Source organism: Thermocoleostomius sinensis A174 (genome assembly GCF_026802175.1).
GTDB lineage: Bacteria > Cyanobacteriota > Cyanobacteriia > Elainellales > Elainellaceae > Thermocoleostomius > Thermocoleostomius sinensis.
Map to the genome: position 1 here is coordinate 5,649,233 of NZ_CP113797.1, position 18,250 is coordinate 5,667,482.

At 51.2% G+C, this 18,250-nt stretch carries 13 protein-coding genes; 10 read left to right on the top strand and 3 right to left on the bottom strand.

Going from position 1 to position 18,250, the window contains the following annotated elements:
* The first annotated feature begins 709 nt into the window (after window positions 1–709).
* Complete coding sequence (locus tag OXH18_RS24470) at window positions 710–4,126, top strand: phycobilisome rod-core linker polypeptide (RefSeq protein ID WP_268610156.1); 3,417 nt, start codon at window positions 710–712, stop codon at window positions 4,124–4,126.
* Window positions 4,127–4,290: 164 nt separating this feature from the next.
* Here the strand turns inward: OXH18_RS24470 and OXH18_RS24475 are convergent, their stop codons facing one another.
* A complete protein-coding gene (locus tag OXH18_RS24475; RefSeq protein WP_268610157.1) occupies window positions 4,291–5,742 on the bottom strand; it encodes a carotenoid oxygenase family protein in 1,452 nt (483 codons plus the stop codon).
* A 142-nt stretch (window positions 5,743–5,884) separates the two neighbouring features.
* On the opposite strand from OXH18_RS24475, the gene murD reads away from it, so the two are divergent.
* Window positions 5,885–7,249 carry a UDP-N-acetylmuramoyl-L-alanine--D-glutamate ligase gene (murD, locus tag OXH18_RS24480; RefSeq protein WP_268610159.1) on the top strand — a complete coding sequence of 455 codons (1,365 nt, stop codon included), beginning with the start codon at window positions 5,885–5,887 and terminating at the stop codon, window positions 7,247–7,249.
* Window positions 7,250–7,320: 71 nt separating this feature from the next.
* Entirely contained in the window at window positions 7,321–8,052 is a 732-nt protein-coding gene (locus OXH18_RS24485) for a glutathione peroxidase (protein ID WP_315874621.1), read from the top strand.
* 112 nt (window positions 8,053–8,164) lie between these two features.
* Here the strand turns inward: OXH18_RS24485 and OXH18_RS24495 are convergent, their stop codons facing one another.
* Complete coding sequence (locus OXH18_RS24495; RefSeq protein ID WP_268610161.1) at window positions 8,165–8,869, bottom strand: GntR family transcriptional regulator; 705 nt, start codon at window positions 8,867–8,869, stop codon at window positions 8,165–8,167.
* A gap of 266 nt (window positions 8,870–9,135) precedes the next feature.
* Here OXH18_RS24495 and OXH18_RS24500 point away from each other — a divergent pair, with 266 nt between their 5' ends.
* The 5 genes from OXH18_RS24500 to OXH18_RS24520 all read left to right on the top strand — a co-directional run bounded on the left by OXH18_RS24500 (window position 9,136) and on the right by OXH18_RS24520 (window position 14,603).
* Window positions 9,136–10,206 (top strand): ABC transporter substrate-binding protein, encoded by a 1,071-nt coding sequence (locus tag OXH18_RS24500; RefSeq protein WP_268610162.1) that lies wholly within the window; start codon window positions 9,136–9,138, stop codon window positions 10,204–10,206.
* A 295-nt stretch (window positions 10,207–10,501) separates the two neighbouring features.
* Complete coding sequence (locus OXH18_RS24505) at window positions 10,502–11,275, top strand: ABC transporter ATP-binding protein (protein ID WP_268610163.1); 774 nt, start codon at window positions 10,502–10,504, stop codon at window positions 11,273–11,275.
* A gap of 124 nt (window positions 11,276–11,399) precedes the next feature.
* Complete coding sequence (locus OXH18_RS24510) at window positions 11,400–12,236, top strand: ABC transporter permease (protein ID WP_268610164.1); 837 nt, start codon at window positions 11,400–11,402, stop codon at window positions 12,234–12,236.
* Between the two features lie 159 nt (window positions 12,237–12,395).
* Entirely contained in the window at window positions 12,396–13,487 is a 1,092-nt protein-coding gene (locus tag OXH18_RS24515; protein WP_268610165.1) for an aromatic ring-hydroxylating dioxygenase subunit alpha, read from the top strand.
* Between the two features lie 84 nt (window positions 13,488–13,571).
* On the top strand, window positions 13,572–14,603 hold the full coding sequence (locus OXH18_RS24520; RefSeq protein ID WP_268610166.1) for an aromatic ring-hydroxylating dioxygenase subunit alpha: 1,032 nt from the start codon (window positions 13,572–13,574) through the stop codon (window positions 14,601–14,603).
* A 71-nt stretch (window positions 14,604–14,674) separates the two neighbouring features.
* Here the strand turns inward: OXH18_RS24520 and OXH18_RS24525 are convergent, their stop codons facing one another.
* Window positions 14,675–14,977, bottom strand: coding sequence for a nucleotidyltransferase family protein (locus OXH18_RS24525; protein WP_268610168.1), 303 nt, complete (start codon window positions 14,975–14,977; stop codon window positions 14,675–14,677).
* 85 nt (window positions 14,978–15,062) lie between these two features.
* On the opposite strand from OXH18_RS24525, the gene OXH18_RS24530 reads away from it, so the two are divergent.
* Window positions 15,063–16,466, top strand: coding sequence for an amidohydrolase family protein (locus OXH18_RS24530; RefSeq protein WP_268610169.1), 1,404 nt, complete (start codon window positions 15,063–15,065; stop codon window positions 16,464–16,466).
* Between the two features lie 201 nt (window positions 16,467–16,667).
* Window positions 16,668–18,056, top strand: coding sequence for a DUF2252 domain-containing protein (locus OXH18_RS24535; protein WP_268610170.1), 1,389 nt, complete (start codon window positions 16,668–16,670; stop codon window positions 18,054–18,056).
* Window positions 18,057–18,250 lie beyond the last annotated feature (194 nt).

Consider the following 18,250-nt stretch of genomic DNA (forward strand, 5'->3'; position numbering starts at 1 on the left):
AAGGTAGAATTCCTAAACCCATTGTTAAATTGCCCAAATCAATCGACTTATTAACGGAAAAAACAAAAACTTTCTAACGGGAAAAGCAAAGACTGTTGTGATGCAGCTCTAAATTTGAATCAAACAGAGTATGGAGAGTGGGTTTCGTTTCGACTTTGCTTGACCTACGGTTGGACGTTCAATCTACGCTCACTATGATTGAGACTCCACTCACTCGTCACCCCACTCACTTACGGCAGTTCTCACTTGCATAACCTACAAATCTCCGTAAGGGCAGTTCGTGAACTGTCCCTGTGGCTTATCCATCTGGTGATGGCTGTATCACTCCACTCAATTGCTAGGCAGAGGTTAGCTAGCTTATCTCAACAACTATCCTGAAGCGAATACATAGCCCGCCTTAGAAGAAGTCTTGCCATTTGTCAAGAAAAAGAAAAAAGTAACAAACCTTAAAGCAATTCTCAGGAGAGCGGCGTTGATCTTTTATGATCTCCACAGGAAAGCGGTTCGGCGTACTACACACTTTTTAATAATTCAGTGTAGATCCCCGAAACGTTTTAATCTTAAATATTAAAGCCAGTTAACCCTGGGCGATCGTTCCACTGGAATTCTACAAGTAGCGTTTGATACTTAACCTTCAAGCGATACTGACCGAGCGTCGCCGGGACAGGTTTCAATGCAATCACTATTTCAAGGGAGCTTTTGAAATCCAATGAGTGTTAAGGCAAGTGGTGGAAGCTCTGTTGCGCGTCCGCAGCTATATCAAACCGTACCTGTTGCAACCATTTCTCAAGCCGAGCAGCAAGACCGTTTTCTTGGACGGGGAGAGCTTAGTGAGCTATCCAACTACTTTAGCTCCGGTCTCAAGCGTCTAGAAATTGCACAGGTTCTTACGCAAAATTCAGAATTGATTGTTTCCCGTGCCGCCAACCGGATTTTCACCGGGGGATCTCCTCTCGCCTTCTTGGAAAAACCCAGAGATGATGAACCTGTTGCCATGACCATTGGTGGCACTCCATTAGATCAGCGGGAGTCGATGAAACTAGGAACGGCTACCTATGTAGCTGCTTCTGGTGGTGGCGGCGGTACTGGCTTATTCGGTGGCTTACGATCGCTGTTTACCAGTACGGGGGGTCCGAATCCTCCAGGATTCCGCCCCATCAACGTGTCTCGCTATGGACCTCGCAACATGCAGAAGTCCCTGCGCGATCTCAGTTGGTTTTTGCGCTACACGACCTATGCGATCGTAGCCGGAGACCCAAACATCATTGCGGTGAACACTCGTGGCTTGCGAGAAATTATTGAAAATGCTTGCTCTGGTGATGCAACGATTGTGGCGCTCCAAGGGATGCGGCAAGCCTCCATTGATTATTTTCAACAGGATGCCGAAGCTCAAACGATCGTGGCGCAATACTTTGACGTGTTGCTGACCGAATTCAAGGCTCCCACGCCGTCTAACAAACTGCGTCAACGTCCCAGTGGTGATCTCCAAGGGTTGGAGTTACCGCAAATTTACTTCAATGCGGCAGAGCGGCGTCCGAAATATGCCATGAAGCCGGGGTTGTCAGCCGGGGAAAAGAACGAGGTGGTCAAAGCGGCCTATCGTCAAATCTTTGAGCGAGACATTACTCGTGCTTACTCGTTGGGCATCTCTGATCTGGAATCAAAAGTAAAGAACGGCGACATCTCTATGAAGGAGTTTGTGCGGCGCTTGGCGAAGTCACCGCTGTATCGCAAGAACTTCTTTGAGCCGTACATCAATAGCCGAGCACTGGAATTGGCATTTCGTCATATTTTGGGGCGTGGCCCGTCATCGCGAGAAGAGGTACAGAAGTACTTTGCGATCGTTTCTAGTGGCGGACTGTCGGCCCTCGTCGATGCCCTGGTGGATTCACAAGAATATGCGGACTACTTTGGTGAAGAAACTGTCCCTTATCTGCGCGGGTTGGGTCAGGAAGCCCAAGAGTGCCGCAACTGGGGACCACAGCAAGATCTGTTTAAGTACAGCGCGCCCTTCCGCAAGGTGCCGCAATTCATCACCACGTTCGCGCGGTACAATCAGCCATTGCCTGATCAGCATGTGTATGGGTCAGGGAATGATCCACTGGAAATTCAATTCGGGGCCATCTTCCCGAAACAAACTCGCAATCCCAACACTAGTCCGGCTCCGTTTGGTAAAGATACTCGCCGCATTTTGATCAATCGTGGCCCTGGTATCAACAATCAGTTGAGTAATCCAGCGGCTCGTGGTGTTGCTCCTGGTTCCTTGGGTCCCAAGGTATTCAAGCTAGACCAAATCCCCAGCTACACGGGCACATTCAACAAGCGCGGCGGTAACACGCAGGGCGTCAGTGTTAAGTTTGCTGAAAGCTCAACCCAGAAGGTGATCAAAGCGGCTTATTTGCAAGTCTTTGGTCGCGATGTTTATGAAGGGCAACGGCTAAAGGTCTCGGAAATTAAGCTGGAGAACGGCGAGATTACGGTGCGGGAGTTTGTGCGGCAGTTGGCGAAGTCGGATCTGTTCCGCAAGCTGTACTGGACATCGCTGTATGTCACCAAGTCGATCGAATATATGCACCGTCGGCTGTTAGGGCGTCCCACTTATGGTCGTCAAGAGATCAATTCCTACTTTGACATTGCGGCGAAGAAGGGCTTCTATGCTCTGGTAGATGCCATCATCGATAGCATGGAGTATAGCCAAACCTTTGGAGAAGATACGGTTCCCTACGAGCGTTATCTGACTCCGGGTGGTTTGTCGTTGCGGACCAATCGGGTGGGCAGCATCAGCGATAAGGGCACGAAGCCAGCTGTTGATGAAACCCCAATGTTTGTCCAGATGGGAGCGGTGGCCGATAATCGCAGCATTGCCGATGTAGATTATCGCGTCAATCAAGGGGTCAGCAAGCGCCGAGAGCAAACCAAGACCTTCAAGCTCACCACGTTGGAGCCAACGGCTGTACAAACCGTGATCCGGGCAGCCTATCGCCAGATCTTCGAGCGAGATGTGGAACCCTACATCGTTCAAAACGAATTCACGGCGCTGGAGAGCAAGCTGGCGAACGGTGAAATCAACTTGAAGGAGTTCATTGAAGCCCTGGGTACCTCGCGGCTCTACATCAAGGAGTTCTACACGCCCTATCCCAATACCAAGGTGATTGAGCTAGGAACGAAGCACTTCTTAGGTCGAGCACCGATCGATCAAGCGGAAATCCGCAAGTATAATCAGCTTCTGGCATCAGAAGGCTTGGGTGCGTTCATTCGAGCTATGACCAATAGCCCAGAGTATGCCCAGAACTTTGGGGAGGATACGGTTCCTTATCGTTTGTTCCCAACGTTGCCTGCGGCCAACTTCCCGAATACTCAGAAGCTCTACAACCAACTCACCAAGCAAAACAAGGATGTGGTGGTGCCCAGCTTCGAGCCAGTCAAGTCGCGCATGGACATCACCAAGATGCCGTTGATGAGCAAGTCGATGGCTGATCTAGCCAAGCAAGCGCGTCAGCCCGACCTGACCAAACCCAGGTTTGTAGAACTGGGTCGATCGTTTACCAATGGCGATGGTCAGTCAGTGGAAGTGGGTGTGGGCACAACTCGCCGCAAACCCGCTCGGATCTATCGCTTGAATCCAGACAGCAGCTTGGCCGACAAAGAAAAAGTGGTCAACGCTGCCTATGTGCAGGTGATGGATGTATTCAGTGGTCAAGTGCCGCGTGAAATCCGGCGATCGGATCTAGAAAGCAAGCTGAAGAATGGCGAAATTTCGGTGCGCGAGTTTGTGCGATCGCTGGCTAGCTCCGATATCTATGTCCGTCGCTTCTACACGCCCTACCCCAACACCAAGGTAATCGAATTCTTGTTCCGTCATTTGTTGGGTCGTGCGCCTGCGACCCAAGCAGAAATTCGTCAATACAACAAGCTGTTGGCAGATGGAGGTCTGAAGGCGGCTGTGGATGCGATGGTGGGCAGTGCCGAGTACTCTCGCTATTTTGGCGAAGATGTTGTACCGTACAAGCGCTTCCCTTCGTTGCCTGCGGGTAACTATCTGGGCAGCGTCTTGGCCGATCAAGATCTGGTGAAGCAATCCTGGTCAGATTACTCACCTGCTTTCTTGACAGGACGGTTTAGCTAATCAATGTAGGGTGAGGGATGAAGGCTGAATCACCTCCTTGATCTCTCACTGTTACCTTTTTCTTTTGTTCCCCCTGATCTCAGCCGATTGGGGGAACTTTGTTATTGCTCGGAGTTCGTTATTGCTTGGAGTTCTTGAAGTTATTGCTTAGATGTCGCAGCCACTTAAACCGATCGCCAAATGCCGTGAAAACTAAACGGAATCACCTGCGGCAACCCCAACCGGCAAACGGGTTCGTCGGTTAACCGATCACTATCTAAGATCCACAGTTCGCTGCAATTAAGATTGCCGTCGTATACCACCGTTAAAATCCAGCCGCGATCGGGATTTTCAGGATCAGGTGCATAGATCGGTTCTGAAGGGTAGCGACCCGTACCAAAGTCCGCTTCGGTAAGAGTATTTGTGGCGTAATCCACGCGAGCAATGCAGCCAAATAGCTCTTGGGTTGGATCAACGCCAGCCCGATGCACGTTGAGGTACGTGTGTCGCCACGCTTGCCCAACCTGATGAGGAGGAATCACCGGAAATTCGCAAGAGCGATCGACAACAGGTTGCAGATCAAGAATCTTTCCCGTTTGTGGATTTAGCCGCACGCGATACAATTGTCCTTGACTGTGGGTCTGGGGTTGCCCCGTAGGAACTTCCCGCAGAAATTCATTGGTTTCGGTGAAACTATCGAAGCGAACAAAATCCAGCACTATCATGCCATCCGGATCAACCGCGCCGTTGCCAAAATGCCACTGAAACCATGGGTTGGCTTCGCCACGACTGACCACTGCCAGCGTTTCGCGATCGACCACTAAGATTTGCGTGGGTTGCTGCGGTTGCCACTCCAAACACTCGCTGTAGCTGCTTGTTCCTAACAATATGGGCAACACATTTAACTTCAGCGGCGGCACAAAGAAAATTAAGTATCGACCTGCCAAAGCGAAACTGTGTAAAAATGGAGCCTCTTTTAGCTTAATGGTCGCTTTATTCTGAATGATGCCGCGTCGATCGCTGCGATAGAGGTGCAATTGAGATTGCGTATCCACTCCAATATTGAAAATTTCTCCTGTCTGTGGATCTTGACGAGGATGAGCCGAGTAAGGTTGATTCGCGGCTAGCCCGCCATTCAAATCATCTAGCCCCTGTGTTTGTAACGTTTCCAAGTCTAGCGCATGGGGTTTTCCTGCTTCCCACAAAGTCAACAGGCGATCGGGAAGCGCAAACACAGACGTATTCGCCGTATTTTTCAGCGTATTGGCATTGGTCATTAGACTGAACCAATAATTCCACAACGGCCCCGGCGGCTTCATTCCATAATTGCTGTACAAAAACTCACCCACTTCAGACTCAGCCAAATAGCCCGCCGTATTGACATAGCGATACAATCCAGTAGCGCCAGCTTCGGTTAGGTGCACCGCCAAAACGGCACCATCGCCATCAAACCAATGGCCGACTGGTTGCCCGCCCCGTTCCAGCCGCCCTGGGCCATTACGATACAGCGTACCCCGCAACCGATCGGGAATTGTTCCCGACAACACTGTCAACGGCGTCTTAGCGAATTCTTTAGCAGGTTTGGCAAAAGCCTTAGCCCACGCACGGCGATCGAGGGAAGTAGAGAGTGCTGTCATACCCGAATCCTAAGATTAAGAACTGTATCTTGCTCTCATTGTGACGCATTCTAAAGTATCAAGCGAAACAGCCCCACTCCCCGTTCCCTACTTCCTATTCCCTAGTAGGATAAAGAGTGCTCAATCGTGCTTTGTGACCCTCATGCCAAACGCCTACGTCATCGGTCTTGGAAAATCGGGAATTGCGGCCGCACGCCTCCTGAAGCGTCAAGGTTGGCATGTCACCGTCAGCGATCGAGGGAATTCAGCCACACTTCAGCAGTTGCAGCAAACCCTGGCAGCCGAAGGAATTACCGTTCAATTAGGGCATACATTGCAGCCCAATCCGGCCAAGATGCAGCAAATTGTGGTCAGCCCGGGGGTGCCGTGGGATGCTCCCCCTTTGCAACAAGCTAGAGACCTGGGGATTGAAACCATTGGCGAAACCGAACTAGCGTGGCGATCGTTGCAGCAAATTCCCTGGATTGGCATTACGGGCACAAACGGCAAAACCACCACCACTGCTTTGATCGCTGCCATTTTTCAAACTGCCGGATTCCACGCCCCTGCCTGTGGCAACATTGGCTATGCTGTTTGTGAATTGGCGCTTCAAGAAGCCACAGATTCCCAGTCTCCTCCACTCGATTGGATCATTGCCGAACTCAGCAGTTACCAAATTGAAGCATCGCCTACGATCGCACCCAAAATTGCTGTTTGGACAACCTTCACGCCCGATCACCTCAGCCGTCATTACACCCTAGAGAACTACTACCGCATCAAAGCCCAGTTATTGCAGCAAGCCCAACTGCTAGTCATCAACGGGGACGATCCCTATTTGCGTCAACACGCGGTCAACCAGTGGCCAAGGGCCTATTGGACGAGCACCACCGGAAAAGCCAACTTACCGAATGGGCAGGGTGCTTTCATTGAAGAGGGATGGGTTCACGTTGGAACCGATCGCCTTCTTCCCGTCTCAGCGTTGCGGATGGTAGGCGCACACAACCAGCAAAATCTGTTGATGGCAGTGCTAGCGGCCCGACTCGCTGGAATTGATCAAACCGCCATTGCCGAAGCGATCGCCACCTTTCCAGGAGTACCCCATCGATTAGAGCACCTTGGGACTTGGAACGGACTGCAATTCATCAACGACAGCAAAGCGACAAACTACGACGCCGCACAAGTTGGGTTATCGTCTGTGGAAGCGCCAGCTATTTTGATTGCTGGGGGAGATGCCAAAGCTGGTGATGACACAGGTTGGATTGCCACGATTAAAGCCAAAGCCGCTGCCGTCTTGCTGATTGGCAGTGCTGCCCCAATCTTTGCTCAACGTCTAGAGCAAATGGGCTACACCAAGTATGAAATTGTGGAAACGATGGATCGAGCAGTTGTTCGGGCGGCTGAATTAGGACAATACCATCAAGCCAAAGTGGTGCTTCTATCTCCCGCTTGCGCCAGCTTTGACCAATACTCCAACTTTGAAGAACGGGGGGATCATTTTCGGCAATTGTGCCAGCTATTACTTGATTAGCTAATTTGACAAATTGTAGTCATTACGAGTACGCTTTTAGAGATTTTGTTGTTAGCGTATAGGAGTTGCCGATGCTATCCAATCGAGAAGGGCAGAGAGTGCCAGACGTTACATTTCGCGTCCGCAAAGATAGTAATTGGCTGAGTGTCACCACCGATGAACTGTTTACCGGAAAAACCGTGATTGTGTTTTCTTTGCCCGGTGCTTTTACCCCTACCTGTTCCTCGACCCATGTGCCCGGCTACAACGATCTGGCCCCGGTGTTTAAGGAAAATGGCGTAGATGATATCGTCTGCATTTCAGTTAACGATGCATTTGTCATGAACGAGTGGGCAAAGGATCAAAAGGCTGATGAAATTACGTTTATTCCCGACGGTAACGGCGAGTTCACCGATGGTATGGGCATGTTGGTTGATAAGACCGATCTAGGCTTTGGTAAACGATCGTGGCGCTACTCGATGTTGGTAAAGGATGGCGTCATTGAAAAAATGTTCATTGAACCCGACGAACCGGGCGATCCCTTCAAAGTATCCGACGCAGAGACGATGCTGCGCTATATTAACCCTGATGCGCAGAAGCCGATGTGCGTCACACTATTTACGAAAGTAGGATGTCCCTTCTGTGCACGGGCAAAGTCCATGCTGCAAGAGCGAGGTTTGGTTTACGACGAAATCGTTTTAGGGCGCGATGCGACGATGCGATCGCTGCGGGCTGCTACTGGAGCTAGTACGGTTCCCCAAGTTTTTATTGATGGTCGGTTAATTGGCGGATCGGAAGCCTTGGAAAAACATTTAAGTGCCTAGATGAGGGCATAGGGAAAGAGGTGAGGAACTCTGGAGGCAACTGTCTGTAGCTCCTCACCTTGTGTCGTTCCCCTCTATCTGCGATTGTTTCAGGTCGTACCTATCGTGTTTATCAAGTCATGTACAACCGTGCTACTCCCTCTTTAATCACCTCCACCAACTGTTCCTGCCGCAATGTCACATGGGCCGACATACAATTCACCGCCGCTTCAGAATTGCGATCGCAAATTGCCTGCAAGATCAGGTGATGTTCAGCGCAGGTAGTGCGACGGTAATGATCCTGCTCCATCGAGATTAAACGTAAATAATGGGCGCGGGCGTTGATATTTTGTAGCGTATGCAGGAGTTCGCTATTGCGGGAGAGTTGGGCGAGTTGCTCATGGAACCGCTCATCACACCGGGCACACTCCACCGGGGTGAGGGTGCAAAACGACTCCGCCGCCTGTTTCCAAACGTGCAGCAAATCCTCAATCTCTTCATCGGTAGCTCGTTCCGTCGCCAGTCGGGCACTCATCATCTCTAATCCGCACCGGACTTCGTAGAGATCGAATACGCGCTTCGTGTCCAGGGGTTTACAGGAAAAGCCCTTGCGGGGGACAAAATCCAGCAGTCCTTCTGCCACCAGCCGATTCAGCACCTCTCGCAGGGGGGTTCGGCTCACCTCAAAGGATGCTGCCAATTCCACCTCATTCAGCGGCTCACCGGGACGAAACTGATAGTTCATCGCCATCTGCTTCAATTGCTCATAGATGCGATCGACGCTACTGCCGGATTTTTTTTGACTCGTCTTAGGGGACTGGGATCTGACTTTAGCCACGGGAAGACTCCAAAAACTGCGACAGAAATTCAGCAATGGTAGCTGAGGATACAGAAGTCGCTGGGTAAAGCCGCTAACTTCTGTTGTATACAAGGTTGAATGCAAAAAGATATTCAAACTTGTATGTCTAGTATACGCCAACTTTCTAGCCCCAGATATAAAGCTTTGCGCCTTTTTCTGGGAAGCCCGTTCACCGCTTCGATCGCTTTGTTTTCGCTTGATTCCGACTGTATTTCGACTGTTCCTCAACCACAGGATTTCTGATCATGATGTTTTCTCGCAATTCCGCACCTTTCCAACTGAATCGGCGACGTTTTTTGCGCTATGGTTCCCTGGCAGTGGGAACAACGGTGCTGGCAGCCTGTACGAATGCTCCGCGCAATGCAACGACCTCCAATTCGGGTGCAACGACTACTGCTGGCAGCCTGGATCGGATCACCTTTGGCACAAGCTGGTTTGCCCAGGCCGAACATGGTGGGTTCTATCAAGCGGTCGCCACCGGAATTTATGAAGAACATGGACTGGATGTCACCATTCGCATGGGAGGGCCCCAGGTCAACGGCAACCAGTTACTCATGGCTGGAACGACGGATTTTAAGATGGGCTACGCCATTGATGCAATTAATGCGATTCAGGAAGGCTTGCCCAAGGTGACGGTGGCGGCCATCTTCCAGAAAGATCCTCAAGGTTTATTAGCCCATCCCAATGTTGGCATTAACTCCTTTGAAGACCTTCGGGGGAAAACGATTCTGCTCTCCACCAGTGCCCACACAACCTTCTGGCCGTTCCTGAAGGCGAAGTACAACCTGAGCGATGACCAGATGGGGGTTTACACCTTCAATGTGGGGCCCTTCGTGGCAGATAAAAATCTGGTACAGCAAGGGTTTATCACCTCTGAACCCCATGCCATTCAAACGGAAGGCGGATTTGAGCCAGTGATTCTGTTAATGGCGGATCATGGCTATCCCAACTATTCCTGCACGATCGAAACCCGACGGGAAATAGTAGACAACAATCCTGATCTAGTGCAGCGATTTGTTGATGCATCGATCAAGGGTTGGTACAGCTATCTGGAGAATCCGGCTCCTGGAAATGAATTGATTAAACAAGACAATCCGGAAATGAGCGATGAGCAACTCGCCTTTAGTCTAGCCAAGCTGAAGGAATATGGCATTATCACCAGTGGCGATGCCGAAACCCTGGGAATTGGAGCCATGACGGACGATCGCTGGCGGGAGATTTTCACCACAATGTCTGAACTGGGTGTGTTTTCCAATTCAGTGAACTATGAAGCGGCTTACACTCTAGAGTTCACAAATCAGGGAAAACAGGCTTAACAAGGCTAATGATAGTAGATTGGCATAAATAGGAGATCTTGCGATCGTCTAACCGTTCAACTGACAGGCAAGGTGACTGCGCTACGGATGGTGAGAACCTGTTCACGAAGCCAATCAAAATCTAATGTTTTTGGAGCGATAGGTTCATCCTTCAACTCATTTACCCTTTCTCCACACTCTCCATTCCCGATTCGCTACTCCCGATTCCCGATTCCCTATCCTGAGAGGATGTCGCCAAATGTCTGCTTCATTAATTTCAACTTTATCCAAACCTAATTCACTTAATTCAATCGCAATGGAGTCTTCGCCGATGCTGACCTTAGAGCATGTGGGCAAAACTTACGCCAATGGCACTGTGGCGTTGCAAGATTTTAATCTGGTGGTGGAACCCGGAACCATTACCAGTCTGGTAGGGCCATCGGGCTGCGGTAAGAGTACGGTGCTGCGAATTATTTCTGGTTTGGGGGATCTGAATACGGGGCGGATGTACTGGGGAGATCATCGTCCTTCCCATCGGCTGGCCTATGTTTTTCAGGAAGCGGCTTTGATGCCCTGGGCTACGGTGATGGATAATGTGCGATTACCACTGAAACTGGCGGGAGTCCCCAAGCGACCATCGATGGAACTGGTGTCGGAGGCGATCGCCCAGGTGGGGTTAGAAGGGTTTGAGCGGGTGTATCCCAGGGAACTGTCTGGCGGTATGAAGATGCGTGTTTCGATCGCCCGGGCCCTGGTGACTCGTCCCAATATTCTGCTCATGGATGAACCCTTCGGCGCGTTGGATGAGATGACCCGCAGTAAGCTCAACCAGGATTTGCTCACCCTCCAGCATCAGCGACAACTCACGATTTTGTTTGTCACCCACAGTATTTATGAAGCGGTGTATTTAGCGCATCGAGTGGTGGTGATGGCAGCGAAACCGGGACGAGTGGTGGCGGAGATTGAAATTGATAGCCCCCATCCCCGCGATCCAGACTATCGCACCTCTGCTCAATTCAACCGCTACTGTCGGGATGTTTCCCACTGTTTATCTGAAGCGATGGGAGAATCCCTGGTTCCGTCCCTCTAGGAAGCAAACTGAACACCCTGAACCTCTTGTGGGGTGGGCATCTTGCCCGCCCAGTCAACAACGCAGAAGCTCTGCAACAGATCATTTAACCCTAACTCTGACCAGTGAATCCGGAAATTAAACCATGCTGACTCCTGCCCTTAAACAACCCCAAACTTTGCCCCGCTGGTCGCGATCGCTCCTTTCAGCCGATGTGTTGGCTCCTGTGATTGTAGGACTGCTGATACTGACAAGCTGGGAACTGGCGGTGCGCTTGACCCATACCCCTGCTTACCTCCTGCCTGGCCCCATTCTGATTCTGCAAACCCTGGCGAGGGACTGGCCGCAGCTTTTGCCGTCCTGGTGGGTCACGATGAAAATTGCCTTCACGGCTCTGGTGTGTGCCACTGTATCTGGACTGTTCGTGTCCATCCTGTTTTCCCAAAGCAAGTGGATTGAACGCAGCTTCTTTCCCTATGCCGTCCTGCTGCAAACCACGCCGATCGTTGCAGTGGCTCCCCTGATTATCATCTGGCTTAAGAACAACACCTTTGCTGCGCTGGTGGTCTGCGCTTGGATTGTCGCCTTCTTTCCGATCGTCTCGAATACCGTACTGGGACTGAACAGCACCGATCCGTCGCTGGTGAATCTGTTCAAACTGAACCGAGCCAATCGCTGGCAAACCTTAAGATACCTGCGTCTACCGGCTGGATTGCCCTACTTTTTGGCAGGACTGCGAATTAGTGGCGGTCTAGCATTAATTGGAGCCGTTGTAGCGGAGTTTGTCGCGGGTACAGGTGGAACCCAATCGGGATTGGCTTATCAAATTCTCATGGCAGGATATAACCTGCAAATTCCCCGGATGTTCGCCGCCCTGGTACTGATCACCATTTCTGGCATCGGCATTTTTGTTGCCCTCTCCGCCCTCTCCCACGCCCTCCTCAAGGATTGGCACGCCAGCGCAGTCCGTCATGAAAACTAGGGGCGATCGGGTGTTTATTGGAATGCCCCAATCAAAACTGATGATCCTCCTCCACTCCTCACTCCTGCGGGCTACGCTCACGCTCCGCGAACATTCCTCACTCCTGTACGGGCGATTCGCAAATCGCCCCTTCACTCACTCACTCACGGAGAAAACCCCATGCTGACTACTCAACAACCCGTCCTGCGTCGATTCTGGTATCCCGTTATCCCCTTAGAGAACCTGCTAAATGGCCCGCAATCCTTCACGCTATTAGAACAACCCCTCGTACTGTGGCTGGATCAAAACGGGAAGCCGGCTGCCTTAGCCGATCGCTGTTGTCATCGGTCTGCCCAACTGTCGAAGGGAACCATTAAGAACGGTTGTGTTCGCTGTCCTTACCACGGTTGGGAATTTGACGGGAATGGCTCTTGCACGACAGTCCCTCAGCTTGATCCCAATACTGCGATTCCCAAAACCTATCGGGTGACTGCCTTTCAATGTGTTGAGCGGTATGGCTACGTTTGGGTTTGCTTAGATGACCATCCCCTCCAACCGATTCCCGACATCCCCCAATTTGCCGATCCCAATTTTCGGTTTATCCACGAATTCTATGAACCTTGGAAGGTGGGCGGATTACGGGCGATCGAAAATTCGTTTGACAGTGCCCACGGTCACTTTGTCCATGCCAGTTCCTGGGGCGATCAGTCCAATCCCCAACCCCCGCCGATCGATGAGGTGACAGAAACCGACTTTGGCTTCGTCATGCAGCACTGGTTAGAAGTCCTCAACCCTGATCTGCAAAAGAAAAACCTGGGTATCGCCGCCGAGAAAACCATCCGCACCAACGAGCGCACCTGGTATATGCCCTTTGCCCGCACCCTGAGAATTCAATATCCCAATGGACTGGAGCATTTGATCTTTACTGCCTACACTCCCATTGATGACCAGCATTCCCAGGTAATCCAGTTTTGCCTGCGAAACGACACCGAAGCGGAAGCCAAAGCCGCTGACATTATCGCCTTCGATCGCCAGGTGACGTTAGAAGATCGGGTGATTTTAGAAGGAACAGACTATGATGCACCGCTCAGCTTGTCTGAAGAACAGCACATGGCCAGCGATCGTCCTGGTATCCTCATGCGCCGACGATTGGCAAAACTCCTCCGCGATCATGGTGAAGTGGAACAGCGACGATCGGATCTTTCTCAAAAGCGGTTGGTTGCCCCTATAGAAAAGCCAGTTCGCAATCTGGAGCAGACCGCTTTCTCCTGACCAATTACATCCGTAACTTTGATTGCTCTTCCTTGCAATAGCCTCTGAAGTATCAAATCACTAAGATTATCTGGAGATTGTTTGATGTTATCCACTCAAGAGCCTGTCTTGCGCCGTTTCTGGTATCCTGTGCTGCCGATTGCTGATCTTAGCAATTCTCCCCGCTCCTTCACGCTGCTCGGACAACCGTTAGTGCTATGGATCACCGATAATGGAGCGCCTGCCGCTCTCGCCGATCGCTGCTGTCACCGTTCTGCCAAACTCTCATTGGGGATTGTTCAGCAAAACTGCATACGCTGTCCGTATCACGGTTGGGCATTTGACAGTGCAGGAATCTGTACCGATGTGCCTCAACTCGACCCTGAAACAGCAATTCCGAAAACCTATCGTGTGCCTTCCTATTTGTGCGAAGAACGCTATGGCTATGTCTGGGTTTGTCTGGATGATGACCCGATATTGCCCATTCCCGAAATTCCAGAAGCAAACGTATCCGAGCATCGGCTGATTCCTCAGTTCTACGAAGTATGGAACTGTAGTGGACTACGATTGATGGAAAATTCCTTTGACAATGCTCACCTGAGTTTTGTCCACGCTGCCTCATTTGGCATGGAAGATCAGCCTAAGCCCGCTAGCTCTGAACTGATTCCTCAGGAATTGGGGCTTAAAGTCTATTCAACGATTCCCGTTGTGAATCCGCCTGCCCAGCAGCAAAACCTCAACATTCCAGATAGTTTAACGGTGCGCCATATTGAATCAACCTGGTATCCTCCCTTTATTCGCACGCTCAAGATCACTTACCCCAACGGCTTGCTTCACCTGATCTTTACTGCTGCCACGCCGATCGACGATCGCACCTCGCAAATTGTTCAATTCTGCATTCGCAACGATACTGAAGCCGATGTTAGCGCCGAGTCAATCGTAGCCTTCGATCGCCAGGTTGTTGAGGAAGACAAGGTGGTGCTGGAATCCACCGACTACGACACCCCCCTGGATTTGACGGTTGAACAGCATATGTCCTCAGACCAGCCCGGTATCGTCATGCGGCGGCAACTGGCGGCACTGATCAAGTCCTATGGGGCAGGTCAGCCGAAGGGTCAGGTGTTGGCAGAGATATAAGGGCTAAGAGCAGTGCTACCGCTGAGGCGGTGAATTTTTCAGCAAGTCATGCAGTGGCTGAATTAATTGCGTCAGATCACACGAATCATATCCTCTAAAACAGGGGTTCGCAGGTGTTCTTTCAGCGCGTCCACCGTACCCAAATCGATGGAGCGCTGAAGCACATCTTCCAAGAAATATTGGATATCAAAGACCTGGAAAAAACCCACTGGTTTAGAGAATTCCACCAAAATATCTACATCACTGTCAGCATTCGCCTCATTCCGGGCAACAGAACCAAATACCCCAAGCGACTTCACCCCCATCGCTTCCAGGGTCATCCGATGCGCCCTGATCCGGTTAACAACCTCATTTTGATCAACGCCTGTAGACATAATCCATCGCCAAAAGGTATCTAGCTCTACTGTACCAATGCCCCAGTCCTCTCTCCAAAACCCAAAATTTAAAACCCAAAAGTCTATGCAAACCCTGATCCAATCCGTCCTTACCCTCCAGCACAACAGGCTCCAAACCGTCGATGTCCTTCTGGACGATGAGCAGATTCATACCATCGCCCCTGCCGGAACCCTCTCCCCATTGCCTCAGCAGCAGGTGATTTCAGGACAGGACAAATTGCTCCTACCGGGATTCGTCAACGGCCACACCCACTCCTCCCAGGTCTGGCAGCGAGGGCTGATTCCCCAACTGCCCCTGGAACTGTGGCTGGCGAATGTATTCGACTCTACGCCCCAACAGGTTGAACAGTTTTACTGGGGGGCAGTGAGTACCGCAGTCGATACCCTGCTGTCTGGGGGCACTTGCCTGATGGATCATGCCTACCTCATTCCTGGTCAAGAGAGGGAAACGATCGATGCCTTGGTACGAGGCTATCAGGATGTGGGAATTCGCGCCGTGATCGCGCCGTTGATTCAAGATTTACCCTTCACCGCCGGACTGCCCTCCGGGTGTTTACTACCCCAATCGTCATCACCTCGGTCTGCATCCCAGTGGCTGGACTTAATGGAGATATTGATTGCAGAATTCCATGATCCCGATTGCGGTATCTACATCGGGCTGGGGCCCACTGGCTTTCACCGTTGTTCCGATGAACTGCTTCAGGGTTGTGCCGAACTGAGCGATCGCCACCAGCTTTGTTATCACACCCATCTCCTCGAAACCCGCGCCCAGCACCAACTGGCTCAGGAGCGTTATGGCATCAGTGCAGTAGAGCATCTCTACCAATTGGGTTGTCTGGGATCACGCACCTCTCTGGCTCACGGGGTGTGGATTGACGATACCGATATTGAATTACTGGCATCCACAGGGGCGACTCTGGTACACAATCCCGTTAGCAACCTGCGTCTGGGCAGTGGTTTGGCTCCGGTTCTCAAAGGTTTACAAGCGGGGTTAAACATTTCCTTTGGCTGTGATGGAGCAGCCAGCAACGATGCCCAAAACCTGTTGGAGGTGATTAAGTTAGGCACGATCCTGCATACAGTGTCTGACCCGGATTACAAAAACTGGCTGACCCCAGAGCAGGCATTGCAAATGGCAACAGTGGGCGGAGCAAAGGGCGTGAATTTGAGCGATCGCACGGGTAGCCTTACTCCAGGAATGGACGCTGATCTGGTACTCTATAATCTCAACCATCCCTCTCTGTTGCCCCGAACCAATCCCCTGCAACTGCTGGTGCTGGGACGACCCACCGAAGTCGTGGAGTCCGTTTGGGTGAAGGGTAAACCGATCGTTAAGCAGGGACAGATGATGACCATAGACATCCATACACTGCACAATGCGTTGCGTCACCACGCTGTAGAAATCAGCTTGTTCTCACCTCAGCATCGAGCAGTTGAATCCCACTATCATCAAGTGATGCTGCACTAGGATGCTGACGTAAGTTGCCTTAAAAGGACATAGCCAGAACAAACAGCCGTGAGCTAACAGACTGATTATCGACTGATTTTTATGGACTAATTATTTTTGATCGCTTCCAACTGTTCTGTGGCAATCTCTGGCAATCTATAGTTGATGCCACAAAGCCTTAACTAGCATAAAGGCAATATTAACTGCTCACGATCTAACCGTATGGATTTATGGTCTAGTCCTCAACCACCCTCTCGCAGCGCTGGTCCTAGCACGCCGCAAGGCGATCGCCAAGTTGCCGGGAAAGCCCTGCGTCAAACCGTACCGCGTTCTGCCCATCGTGACTGGCACCCGAACAGCGATCGTCCTGACCCACTAGAATTACTCGCAAAATCTAACCAACAGCGCATTCCAGATCTGATTCCGATTCGGCATTGGCGCATGATGCAGTCTCCGTTTACCTTTTTGCGCGGCAGTGCCATCATCATGGCAGCAGATTTGGCCACAACTCCGACGACTGGCATTCAAGTTCAAGCCTGTGGGGACTGTCATTTGCTCAACTTTGGCGGGTTTGCCACGCCCGAACGCAATCTCATTTTTGATCTAAATGACTTTGATGAAACGCTGATGGCTCCATGGGAGTGGGACGTGAAGCGGCTTGTCACCAGTTTCATCTTAGCGGGTCGAGACTTGCAGTTGTCAGATCAGTCCAGTTCAGAAGCGGCACAGGCGGCTGTTCAAGCCTATCGATTGGCGATCGCTCAGTATAGCCAGATGCGAACGCTGGATGTGTGGTACGCCCGTCTAGATGCCGATGTGCTAATCGATCACGCGCCCGATGAAGACACGCGCAAACATTGGGAAAAAATGGCCGCCAAGGCGTTTAACCGCACCCTAGACCAAGCCGTAGCCCAATTAACCGAAGTGGTGGAAGGACAGCGCCGCTTCATCGATAATCCACCGCTCATCTATCACCTGCCCAATCAAGCCGAGTATTTTGAGCAAATTAGCAGTTTGTTTGAGCAGTACCGGGATACGCTTCAGGTCGATCGCCAGTTCTTGCTCGATCGCTATCGTCTGGTAGATGTGGCCTTGAAAGTGGTGGGCGTTGGCAGTGTGGGGACGCATTGCGGCGTTGCCCTGTTGCTAGATGATAACGACGATCCGCTGCTATTGCAGTACAAAGAAGCCCGTCCCTCAGTGCTGGAACCCTATGCAGGCAAGAGTCCCTATCCCCACGAAGGACAGCGCATTGTCAGCAGACAGCGGTTGATGCAAGCCGCCAGCGATATTTTTCTGGGTTGGACTACAAATGTGGAAGGGCATGACTTTTATTTCCGGCAACTAAAAGATATGAAAACTGCCATCAAGCTCAAAGGGATGTCTGCCCGTAGCTTGGAAGATTACGCCGAGATTTGTGGCTCTGCCCTAGCGCGTGCCCATGCCCGCACAGGGGACTCTGCTCTGATCAGCGGCTACTTGGGCAAAAGCGATGCTTTTGATCAGGCCGTGACGGATTTCGCCGTGGCCTACGCTTACCAAGTGGAGCAGGACTATCAAAGGTTGGTGGAAGCGGTGCAGTTTGGTCACGTTGAGGCAAAACTGGGGTAGGGCATATCGTGAAGTTCAACCCAATGCGACTATGTGGGTAGATTGCACAAACAATCTTGAAACCATCTTAAGTGATCTAGTTCTATGGGGTGACTATGAGTTCTGCCTTAAGACCCTCCTAATTTAGCCGTCAGAGTTGCTAGATTGTGATCACTGAAATTGATGGGCATTTAAGTTTTGTGCTTTACCGAAAG